Origin of the sequence: Arachidicoccus sp. (assembly GCF_050436765.1) — a bacterium.
Classification (GTDB): domain Bacteria; phylum Bacteroidota; class Bacteroidia; order Chitinophagales; family Chitinophagaceae; genus Arachidicoccus.
In genome coordinates this window covers 16,066-28,033 of sequence record NZ_JBNQGD010000026.1, presented here as the reverse complement: position 1 = coordinate 28,033, position 11,968 = coordinate 16,066, and the positions used below count along the sequence as shown (strand labels likewise).

Here is an 11,968-nt window from a genome sequence, read left to right as displayed (position 1 = left end):
TTTATATGACTTTTAGTTATCCTTCCATAGATTATACTTTCCAGCCAGGTGATGCGAAATATGAAGATATCAACCACGATGGAACTATTGATTCGCGTGATATTGTTTATTTAGGCAATAGTAACCCTGCGCTTACCGGCGGCTTTGGCATCAATGTTACTTTTAAACAGCAATGGCGGCTTTCTACATTCTTTAATTTTAGAACCGGCTATCAAATCATCAATGGTACCGAGATGAATACAACCAATATGTACGATTATGACAATCAAAGTACCGCTGTAATGCGTCGGTGGAGAAATGATGGGGATGTGACAAATATACCACGTGCTTTATACAATTCAGGATACAATTGGCTGGGCTCTTCAAGATATGTGGAGAATGGATCTTTTCTGAGATTTAGAACGGCAACTCTAAGATATACATTTGACAAGTCTGTCTTAGATAAGCTCAAAGCGAAATCTTTAAGTGCTTATTTAACTGTTGAGAATATCCTGACATTCACAAAATATACAGGACAAGATCCGGAAGTGAGTGTAAGGGGTTCGGATCCGTTCAGAGTTGCAACGGATAATTCTATGACGCCACCGGTTAAGCTATTTACGATTGGCATAACTGCTTCCTTTTAAAATAAAAAATTCAAATAATATGCGATTGAGTTTAAAGTATACATTATTTATTTTTTTAACAGCATCAGTCAGTTTGTCATGTTCAAAGATGTTTGACCTAAAGCCGAATGATGGTATTATAAGAAATAATTTCTGGCAGACCAAGGAACAAGTTCAGGCGGCAGTCATTGGCTGTTATGCTTCATTGATGGGCGATCCGGACAACAGTTCGAAAGATCTGGATGTTACATTGTTTACCTGGGGCGAGTTGCGGGGCGACATGCTCGCGCCTTCTTTGGGTACGACAAACGAAGACCTGGAAATAATGAATATGAATACCCAATCCGCTAACTCGATAGTGGACTGGAGCCCGGTGTATAAAATCATTAACTTATGTAATACGGTCCTGGCTTATGCTCCAACGGTAATGGATAAGGACCAGACCTTTACACAAGAAATGCTGAACGGGTATATCTCAGAAATGAAAACACTTAGAGCGCTCATGTATTTTTATCTTGTCAGGAGTTTTGGGGATGTACCCTTAAAATTGGATCCGACTTCAAATGATGATCAGATTGTGCAACTTGCCAAAAGTCCTCAAAGTGAAGTTTTAGCGCAAATTACCAAAGACTTAAATGAGGCAGAACCTTTGGCGGTTCTGACGTATGGGAATAAGGCTACGGACAAAGGGCGAATTACCAGATACACCGTCAATGCCATTCAGGCAGATGTTGATCTTTGGATGGAGAATTATCCCGCTGCAGTCACTGCCTGCGACAAAATTATCAATTCGAAAAAATTTGGTTTGATAGCACGCAGTTCGGCCTGGTTTACCAATTTATATCGGAATGGCAATTCCAATGAGAGCATTTTTGAAATTGAGTTTGATCAACAGAAGCTCAATGATTTCTATTCGATGTTTGGTGTCTCTTCGAAGAGATATATTGCTTCCAACAAAGTGATGGATGATATATATACAACCGAGATAAACGACTCTACCAATGCCGCGGATATCAGAGGAGATGGAAGTGCTGTTCGGGCTCAGGATAATATCATTTGGAAATACATTGGTAGTAATGCGACAAATATGATCGGTCAAAGTGATTCTTACACACATTGGTTCTTTTACCGGTATGCTGATGTGTTAATGATGAAAGCCGAAGCGCTGGCACAATTACCCGGTAGAGGACAAGAGGCTTTGGATTTAGTCAATGTAATCCGGCAAAGAGCAGGGGCTCCCCAGGCCACCAATGAAAACCCGGATGTAAATAATGTGGACGAACTCTCCAGATTTATTTTAGATGAACGCGCCCGTGAATTTGCCTATGAAGGGAAAAGATGGTACGATGTACTGCGTTATGCGAAAAAAAATAACTACGAAAATATAAGCTATTTGCAAGATTTTGTCTCCTCTCTGGTCCCCGCAAATTCGGTGCAACTGGTAAAGGAAAAAATATTGGATCATAATAGCCATTATTTCCCGATTTACATCTACGAATTGCAGACAAATAAGCAATTGATACAAAATCCGTTTTATCAATAAAATAATTACAATGAAGAAATATAAAGTATTATGGATTATATCAACCTTACTTTTGGTGAGTGTACTGGTGGTGTGCTGTACTAAAACAAAGTTGACACAAACTACTTCGACAAGTCCTAATGTCATGGATTATTTAGAACATGACTCCCTCAACAGATTTACTAAGTTAATCGCTATTATCAATAAAGCGGATTATGCAACGGCATTAAATACATACGGGACTTATACATTTTTCGCTCCTACGGATTCGGCGATTGATTTGTATTTAAAACAAAAACAACTAACCTCCATCGACAATCTCTCTAAAGAAGATTTGCAGAAGTTATTGCAGTTTCACTTGCTGGAAGAAACACTTCCTACAAGCACTTTTACCGATGGTAAGCTCCCGTCTATAACCGATTACGGTCAATATCTGATAACAGGTGTGAAAAATGTAAACGGTGTCTCATCTTACCTCGTCAATAGACAGGCATTAGTAACCCAGGCAAATATTACGGTAGGCAATGGTATTATTCATGTGATCGATCATGTGTTGATTCCTACGGTATCTACTATTGCAGCGTTAATAAGTCAAGATACTACTTATTCGATTTTTACGCAAGCCTTAAAAGAGACCGGTTACTACGATACGTTGAATACAGTCAAAGATAAAGATGGGAATCAGGTTTGGCTGACCCTCATTGCACAAAAGAATCAAACTTATAGAGACTCCGGTATTTTAAATTATGAGGCATTAAAAGCGAAATATTGTAATACCGGGAATCCAAAAGACGGGGTTGATAGCCTGCATTTATATATTGCTTACCACATCTTGCCGGATATTAAATATTTAGCAGATATTGTCACCGGCAATTCACAGGCAACTTTAGCTCCACTGGAAGTAATTACAGATAAATTTGAGAACGATACGGTCTTGATAAATGATGATTCCTACTCTACAATTGATGGTATTGTTTATGAGCCGGGTATAAAACTAGATCAGTCTACAAGCGACAAATCTGCTACCAATGGCGTGCTGCATACGGCTCTTGGCGGATTAAAGATAAAGGTAAGAGAGCCATTCCCTGTGTATTGGGATTTGTGTGCCACGCAGCCTGAACTTACGCGCCTTTCTTCGATTTACCGCAAACAAACATTCTTATTCGATTACGGAGATGGCAATACTTTTAAAGGAATAAAATGGGAAAAGAGTTGCCTGAAATACAGAACAGGCGTAAAAGGATATTTAGGCGATTATTGGCAAGTGGGCATGGGGCGGTCTTCCAGTAATACGAACAATCTCGGTACCTGTTCCGGCATTAGTTGGATCGAATTCACCACGCCTTTACTGGTGAAAGGAAAATATAAAGTCTGGTTTTGTTACTATGCACAGAACTCAACGAAGAGTGCAGTACAGGCATTATTTGACTCGGTACCATTAACGAGTGCGTTAATTGAATTCAATCAGAAAATATCTTCCGTTGATTTTTCCAAAGAAGCGAGTTTGGCGGCCATTGGCTGGAAATGGTGGGCCGGTGTAAAAGAAAAGGCCGGAGCCACCGCAGCGCGAATGTTGGGTATTGTGGACGTCAAAGAAACGGGACAACATAAAATAAGATTCCAGTTGGTTTCCGGATCAAATTCAGATTGCAATTTTGACATGGTGCAGTTCATTCCGGTTGACTGGCCAAGTCAAACGAGCCCCAGGTTTGATAAAGATGGTACAATTGAATATTGATTTGCCACGCTGACTTTATATTGATTTTGAAAATAACACAAGGACTATATAAATGAAAAAAAATTATTTAATACTAAGCTTTATAGCAGTGCTGTTTACCATGTCTTGTAAAAAATGGGATAGTCATATCGCTGTAACTACGCCCGATTTAAATGAGACGTTGATGGCGCAAATAAAAAGCCGGTCAGAGCTCTCTTTATTTGAAAGCTATATAGTGAAAGCGAAATTAGATACCCTGCTCAATTCGTCGAAAGACTTTACGGTGTTTGCACCAGATAATGATGCGTTGGGATCTTTGCCTTCTTCTATCAGTTCTGATCCGGCACAGCTAAGAGCTTTCGTGCTCAACCTTATATCGGGGAAATCTTATTTTACACGTGATCAGGCAGATACTTTACGTATTGCCATGTTAAATGGCAAAAGGATCTCCTTTGATAATAACCATTTTGATGATGCGACGATAAAGCAGGGGGACATTTTTGCAAGCAACGGAGTGCTTCATATTATCGACAAGGCTATAGTCCCATTGCCCAATATTTGGGAATATATCAATTTGAATAAAGATAATTTTGAGCAAAATAATTATATAGCATCGCTTAATTATGCAGCGCAGGATCCTAATACGGCAGTTGTAGACAGCCTGGATCTATTAACAGGAGAGCCTATCTACGATCCCAATACAGGAATTGTACAGATCAATACGTATAGAAAAGAAGTCTATGATATTGCTAATGAAGATTCGTTGTATACTTATATTTTGTTGACCAATACTGCTTTTGAGCAACAACAAACCATGATGCAACCTTATTTTAATGCGACGAGTCAAGACACTTCTTTGATGAATGCAGATTGGAGTGTGGTAAGGGATTTGACGATTAAGGGGAAAGTTGACCCCGACCAATTATCTCAAGTATTACTTTCTAAATTTAACGTACATCTTGCGATCGACCCGAATCACGTAGTCTCTTCCCAAAAAATGAGTAATGGAATCGTGTATGTTGTCAATTCAATAGCACCTTCCCTTTCTGAAAAGATTCCAATAGTCTATGTTCAGGGTGAAAATCCGGTTAGTTTTTCGTCGACGGATGCAAATAAACTTGCGGATATATTTTACCGGCAGAGATATAATCCCATAGCTAAAGATACTTTTACGGATATATATATGAATTTAGGTTCTTCCGGCGCTAATTTCTTTGCGAACTATACCACAAATGATTTATTTACCACGACCTATAAAGTCTATTGGGTTGCTTTGAATGATCATGTTATTTCCGGACAGGGAGATGGTGATTATGGTACAGATTCCACGTTGGATCAAAGAGTACAAATTAGCTCAAACGAACCACCATACGCTTTGATTTTCGATACAACAGGAACGGTTGAGCCTAACACATACACAGAGACATATGTTGGCGAGTTTACCAATGATTCTTACAACTGGTTACTGTCTTATCCGAAGATAATGCCCGACGGGAAAAGTTATCTGATCAACCCTGCGACCAAAAATATAAGATTGCAGGCTCCCGCCGCTGCGGTAGGCAGACCTTACAACCTTACACTCGATTATTTCAAATTCGTACCTGTCTTTCATTAAATTAAATTAATCTCTGTTTTTCGATTATGAGAAAAATAATATACTTTTCGCTGTTGGTCTTACTGCTTTTTCCATGCGTGCAGATAAATGCGCAAAATAAAAAGTTACAGAACGAATCCAAAGACATCGCAGCTGATACTATAAGGATTACCGGACAAATTAAAGATGCGGTAAGTAAACAACCACTATTCGGTGTGTATGTGTCTTATAAGGATTATGGCGCGGCCATATCGGACAGTCTGGGGAAATTCTCTATAGCTGTTCCCAATAAAGATATTACAATACTGGTGACCTCCGACGGATATAACGATAAAGAGGTTGCATTAAAAGGACAATCATTTGTTGAGGTATCGCTACAGTCGTCAGGCTATGCAAGCTTTTATAATGAGGTGGTATTGCCTTCCGGTTTAAATAGACGCAGTAAAACTACAGGTGCGGTTGAATCAGTAGAAACAAATGGTGCCTGGGCCGAAACAGCGACAACCCCTGATAATTATTTGCAGGGAAAAGTAGCTGGCTTAAATGCTATCAGGAGATCCGGGACGCCAGCCATCGGTGCAAATTTATTCCTTCGTGGCTACAGTTCACTCTATGGCTCTAACCAGCCCATAATTATAGTTGATGGAGCTTATTATGATAATGGTACCTATGGCGCTCCATTGAACAAAGGATTTTATAACAATGCACTTTCTTATATCGATTTAAAAGATATCGATAAAATTACGGTGATAAAAGATGCCACTTCCACGTATGGGTCAAAAGGCGCAAATGGTGCGATTATTATCACGACCGTTAAAGCGCAAAAGGAAGCTACTTCAATAGACGCATCTATTTACGGCGGCATCAATTTTGCGCCTAAAAATGTTCCGATGATGAATGCGGCCGACTTCAGATCATATTTGTCAGAACTATTACAATCAAAGGGATTGTCTGCGACCGAAATCGCTTCCCTTCCCTATATGAATGACAGTACTTCTTCGCCCGATTATTTTAATAATCATAATAATAATAATTGGCAGGATAAAATTTTTAAAAATGCCGTTACCCAGAATGCCTACCTTAAAATATCCGGCGGAGATAATATTGCAAAATATGCGCTGACGATGGGTTATGCAGATAATAATTCTCCATTGAAAAACACCGGTCTTTTAAGGTATAATATGCGGTTTAATGCAGACTTTAATTTAAGTAAACGACTTTTTGCTTCGGCCAATGTGAGTTATTTTAGAAATCAACAAGATATTAGAAATACGGGAATTGAACCTACCACCAACCCTATTTTGACGGCATTGGTTAAAGCCCCTTTTTTTGCTGCAAATGAAATATCCAATGGTGGTATCATTTCACCACAACTTGCCGGTGTAGATACTTTAGGTATCAGTAATCCCTTAGCAATTTTAAATAATGAGAGCGGGCAAAGTAATAGTTTTCGATATACCGGAGCTATTTCATTTAAATATCTTTTGAGTAAATATTTCTCTTTGGCAACGACGATTTCATTGACAAGTCAGAAAATAAGGGAGTCTTTTTTTATTCCCCAACGAGGTATCGCAAGTGACACGCTGATGAACGGGGTGCTGGCCTATAACCGCTCTGGCGCTCAGGTAATAAGAGTATTTGATTTATACAATGACACGCGACTTAATTTCAGTAAGAGCTTTAATAGTATAAACGATGTGGATCTTACACTGGGAGTCAGGTATAACAAAAGTAAAACAGAACAAGATTATGGCTTAGGTTTTAATTCGGCTACAGACCAATTAACGAGTGTGGGATACGGTCTTAATACGCTGCGGCAAATAGGTGGTTCTCTCGGTTCTTCTACCTGGTTAGAAACCTATTTAAATTCATCTTATGCTTATAAGGACAAGTATTTTGCAACCTTAAGTGCTTCTCTGGATGGTTCTTCCCGGTTTGGCCGCCAGGTTCAAAACGGAGCTTTAAGAATGGGAGACCGCCCGTTTGCATTTTTCCCTGCCGCCGGGCTTTCCTGGTTGGCTTCGTCTGAACGCTTTCTTACCGGCAGCAAAGTTATTGACCTTTTAAAGTTTAGACTTTCTTATGGTTTAACCGGAAATGATGATATTGGTAATTATACGGCCCGTAGTTATTATACTTCACAAAACTTATTAGGTATATCAGGTTTGGTAAGAGGCAATATCGGTAATGAAAAACTACAATGGGAACAGGTGGCTAAATTAAATGCAGGCATGGATCTTTCTTTATTTAATGAACGTTTAAATATAACCTTAGATGCTTACCGTAACAATACCAGCAATATGATTATTTACGAACCCGGACCAACAATAACCGGGCAAGACTTTATTATCGCAAATGATGGTGGGATGAGAACGACCGGTGCGGAAGTAAGTGTAAATGCTGTTATTATTAATAAGAATAAACTTAAATGGCAATTGGGCTTTAATATTTCAAGGTATAAATCCCAAATAACTAAACTACCTGACGGGAATATCTATACTGATTTTGCCGATGGTACCATGGTTACGAGTGTAGGCAATGCCCCCAATCTTTTTTATGGATATAAAACAGAAGGTGTTTATAAATCAGATGCCGCAGCTGCGGCGGCAGGATTAAGCAATCAAAATATAGACGGCTCTACCACGCCATTTAAAGGGGGTGATATGATTTTTGCAGACCTGAACGGCGATAAAATTATTGATGATAAAGACAAACAGGTAATTGGGAATCCAAATCCTGATTTCGTAGGAGGCATATTTACCCAATTTAATTATGCGAATTGGACATTAGATATACAAACCACCTTTACAAAAGGGAATGATATATATAACTACGCACGCCGTCAGCTTGAGTCGGAAAATAATTTTTATAATCAAACGCAAGCCATAAAAAACAGATGGAGAAGCAATGGGCAAATAACAGACATTCCTAAAACAAGCTGGGGAGACCCGATAGGTAATAGCAGGTTTTCTGATCGCTGGATAGAAGACGGCTCTTATTTGCGCGTAAAGACTATTTCTCTATCCTATAATATCCCTATAAAGCCCAGGGCCATCAAGTCTATAAATATTTATGCAACGGGAAGCAACCTATTAACCTTTACAAAATATTTAGGCTACGATCCGGAGTTTAGCGCAACTTCTGGTGTATTTGGTCAGGGTGTAGATACATTTTTAGAGCCTCAATATAAAAGTGTTGAACTGGGGGTACGAATTGGATTATAAATGAATAATGAGTAATAAGTAAATAAGCAGTCTATTTCTGGTAAAAAAAACGAAATAATGAAAATACTAAATCAATTATTTGTTCTCTGCATAATACTATTTGCAAGTTTATCTTGTAAAAAGCTTATCGACGTTAATGCACAAGATGTGGTAGAAGCAAAGAATATGTATCAAAATGTTTACGATGCTGATGCAGCTATTATAGGATTATATGGTCAGTTCCTACAACTTGCGGGGCAGCATGTTGTGTTAAACGAGTTGCGAGCCGATTTAATTACGGTTACGCCTAATGCCGATGAAAATTTAAGAGAAATCGAGAATCATAGCGCAAAAATCGATAATCCTTACATCGACCCTAAACCTTATTATAAGGTCATTTTGAGCTGCAATGATATTTTGCATCATTTTGATATCATGTTGAGAGATAAAAACCTCCTTCAGGCAGATTACGATGTGCGCTATGCAGATGTTGCCTCTATTCGTTCATGGGTATATCTGCAACTGGGTATTCAGTACGGAAAGGTGCCCTATATTACCAGTGATATTCCCAATCTTGATACACTCAAAAGTCTAGTCAACTCTTCCAGTTATGTTCCTATTAGTTTTGATAATTTAATTGACTCTTTAATAAAAGTGCAAGAACAATTATCTTTTCAATTGCCTTATCCAACAGGAACTAGTCTGATGACTACCGTAGACGGTTATACGACCAACAAGTTCTTTATTAATAAGCAAGTGCTGCTGGGTCAATTGTATCTATGGAGAGGCAAAGGAGAGGATTATCATAATGCAGCCGTTGCTTTCAAATCAGTAATGGAAACGGGCGGAGTGGGTGATTTTTATACCTATAGACTAACGGGTGCATCTAAAGCCGATAATAATGACCTGGCTGTCAGCTATATTCGCTATCAAGAGTTAAATGAAGGCAGCCTGGTGAATAATAATAGTCAAGGCTGGCGTTCCATTTTTGCAAGAAGCGAAGATGCGCTTTTTGACAGAGAATGGATCTGGTATTTACCCTATAATTCCCTTTTCAAACCCGAAGATCCTTTTTCGCAATTATTTTCAAGTAGTCAAGGCAAATATCTTTTGAAACCATCCAAGGCAGCTATAGATAATTGGAATGCGCAAACGCAGAAAAACAATTTTTCGTATGATGCGAGAGGTCCTATATTTTCTTACAATATGATTAATGGGCAGCCGGAAGTTATGAAGTATCAATACGCTGCTACTGCCCAGAAATGGTTTTTATATAGAGCCGCCGAACTGCATCTGGACTTTGCAGAAGCAGTCAATAGAGATGGTCATCATGATATTGCTAATGCGATTCTGAATCAGGGTATCCAGGCTTCACTGGGAAATGCGTTGATAGATGAAGGTGCGCCTTATATTTTTGATGCAAGGAAGATTTCTAACCCTAGTATTGCCGGAGACTGGTTTCTAAATGCAGGAATAAGAGGCAGGGCAAACTTATATAGTGTGCCAGTTGTAGGAGATAGCACGCTCTCTATTGAGAATAATATTACTGATGAAAGAGCGCTTGAATTGGCCTTTGAAGGCGAGCGCTGGTCCGATCTCTTAAGAATAGCTTTGAGGCGTAATGACCCGGCGTATTTGGCGGATAAAGTTTACCAAAAATTGCTCAAAGAAAATAATGGCAATGCTGCTTCGGTAAGAGCGAAATTAATGAATAAAGATAATTGGTATTTACCCTTTAAATGGTAGCATTTTGCTTGCGGGGAACTATTTTTATTAATAAGAGTAATGCGATAAGCTCAATCTTTATTGTCAAAGTCAGGAAATTTTGTCTGCTCAGACATTGCAGCAGCATAAACCTATATCAATTGTTTGCCCGCTTGGCGACAATGCAGCATTATAAAGAGACTTGTAAATGGGCTAAACAAATTACTTTCTTACCGCGGGTGGCAATAAGTATTGCTGAAAAAATTGGTAAAGCCGGCTTAACGAGGCGGCAGTTTGAGGTACAGCATGACCATGTCCGTAATTAACTAATGTCGACGTTGGCACATGCAAGGAATCCAGTTTCGCTTTTAGGTGTGCTATTTGGTATTGGTAATACTGTTCGTCATCGGTATTGTAAAAAAAGATTACGGGCGCTGTAGCGGCCGACTTTACCAGATAAGCAGAACCCATTGATTGCCACTTAGCGTAATTTTTACTCAGTTCGCCCCAGGCCCATACACAGCGGGTTTTAAGGCTGGCATCTCCTTTATCAGGGCTGTCATATATCAGGGTATAGTCAAACACGCCTGGGCCGAGCGCGGCTGCCTGCACTTTGTCGGATACACCGATGTTAAAACCAGCGTTTTCAATTGCCTGTACTTTTCTGTCTCCAATCGCCATAGAGCCCGCTGTGGAGCCACGTGAAAAACCGAAGATGCCTATTTTACCGGATAAGCCCAGGCGCTTACCTATTTTGCGCAGAGTCCGTACAGCCGACCGTACCTTACGGGCCGCATCAGGATTGGTTTCGTATGATTTATAAGTATCGTTTCGTCCGTTCACAGGTTTGCCTTTGCCCCAGGGACAATATTTGGGATGATCAGCAATGGCCCAGCCCATGCCCGCGCCCGGCGCTCCCTCCAAAAAAGAATCTTTAAATGCCGACAGCGTATATTCCAGCTTCAGTCGCTGGTTTTTACCAGCATCGGTCAGTTGCTTTTTATCTGCATCATAGGTAGCATAGCTGTTGCTGTAGGAGAACTCCAGTACCACCGGCACGGCCCTTGCAGAATTAGCAGGGTAAACAATGTCCATATTCAGGCTATCACCGTTTTTATATTCCTCGGGTGTGTTATATACGGTTGGATCGTCTTTAAAATAAGGTACATTGCGTGCAATGCGGTACCCCTCGAACAGAATATAGGACTGATAATGCGAGCAGTTACTACAGCCGCAAAAATTGCCGGCAGCAATGGCTTGATTGATAGCGATAATGTCGGCATTGATATTCGGTGAAACAGCATGCTGATTTCTGTCATAATTGAGCTGGATCACCCGGTAACCTTGGGCCAGCAACCAGACCACATCCTGCCCGTTACTGTTTCGGCCTAATTTTTTGATGTTCAGATTTTCAAGGTATACGACGGTTACATAGTTTCCGACAAAATCTTTCAAAGGTGTTTTAGCTTCAGTTACGCTATAGGTAATGCTGTCGTCTGTCACCTTGCTTTCCCACTTTCCATTAGCGGCAAAGCCATCAAGGCCGCACATTATTAAAAAAAATAGAAGTATAATATTTCGCACTAGAATGTATTAAGAGTTTCGTAGAATAATTTAACTGCA

General features: G+C 39.7%; 6 protein-coding genes and 1 pseudogene. 6 read left to right on the top strand and 1 reads right to left on the bottom strand.

Going from position 1 to position 11,968, the window contains the following annotated elements; all coding sequences use genetic code 11:
• The 6 genes and pseudogenes from ACQR30_RS01075 to ACQR30_RS01050 form a co-directional block, all read left to right on the top strand.
• Window positions 1–626 (top strand): annotated as a pseudogene (locus ACQR30_RS01075) (SusC/RagA family TonB-linked outer membrane protein); the annotation flags it as partial.
• 88 nt (window positions 627–714) lie between these two features.
• Window positions 715–2,148 carry a RagB/SusD family nutrient uptake outer membrane protein gene (locus ACQR30_RS01070; protein ID WP_429730033.1) on the top strand — a complete coding sequence of 478 codons (1,434 nt, stop codon included), beginning with the start codon at window positions 715–717 and terminating at the stop codon, window positions 2,146–2,148.
• 10 nt (window positions 2,149–2,158) lie between these two features.
• Window positions 2,159–3,865, top strand: coding sequence for a fasciclin domain-containing protein (locus ACQR30_RS01065; protein WP_429730030.1), 1,707 nt, complete (start codon window positions 2,159–2,161; stop codon window positions 3,863–3,865).
• 52 nt (window positions 3,866–3,917) lie between these two features.
• Window positions 3,918–5,459 carry a fasciclin domain-containing protein gene (locus ACQR30_RS01060; protein WP_429730027.1) on the top strand — a complete coding sequence of 514 codons (1,542 nt, stop codon included), beginning with the start codon at window positions 3,918–3,920 and terminating at the stop codon, window positions 5,457–5,459.
• Window positions 5,460–5,485: 26 nt separating this feature from the next.
• Complete coding sequence (locus ACQR30_RS01055; RefSeq protein ID WP_429730024.1) at window positions 5,486–8,662, top strand: SusC/RagA family TonB-linked outer membrane protein; 3,177 nt, start codon at window positions 5,486–5,488, stop codon at window positions 8,660–8,662.
• A gap of 57 nt (window positions 8,663–8,719) precedes the next feature.
• Window positions 8,720–10,387: a RagB/SusD family nutrient uptake outer membrane protein gene (locus ACQR30_RS01050; protein ID WP_429730021.1), complete on the top strand. Its 1,668-nt coding sequence runs from the start codon at window positions 8,720–8,722 to the stop codon at window positions 10,385–10,387.
• Between the two features lie 180 nt (window positions 10,388–10,567).
• Here the strand turns inward: ACQR30_RS01050 and ACQR30_RS01045 are convergent, their stop codons facing one another.
• Entirely contained in the window at window positions 10,568–11,896 is a 1,329-nt protein-coding gene (locus tag ACQR30_RS01045) for an alpha/beta hydrolase family protein (protein ID WP_429730018.1), read from the bottom strand.
• Between the last annotated feature and the right edge of the window lie 72 nt (window positions 11,897–11,968).

Coding starts and splice junctions, on each gene's coding strand:
- ACQR30_RS01045 (WP_429730018.1), bottom strand. CDS start 11,896: ATGTGCGGCCTTGATGGCTTTGCCGCTAATGGAAAGTGGGAAAGCAAG.
- ACQR30_RS01060 (WP_429730027.1), top strand. CDS start 3,918: ATGAAAAAAAATTATTTAATACTAAGCTTTATAGCAGTGCTGTTTACC.
- ACQR30_RS01055 (WP_429730024.1), top strand. CDS start 5,486: ATGAGAAAAATAATATACTTTTCGCTGTTGGTCTTACTGCTTTTTCCA.
- ACQR30_RS01065 (WP_429730030.1), top strand. CDS start 2,159: ATGAAGAAATATAAAGTATTATGGATTATATCAACCTTACTTTTGGTG.
- ACQR30_RS01050 (WP_429730021.1), top strand. CDS start 8,720: ATGAAAATACTAAATCAATTATTTGTTCTCTGCATAATACTATTTGCA.
- ACQR30_RS01070 (WP_429730033.1), top strand. CDS start 715: ATGTTTGACCTAAAGCCGAATGATGGTATTATAAGAAATAATTTCTGG.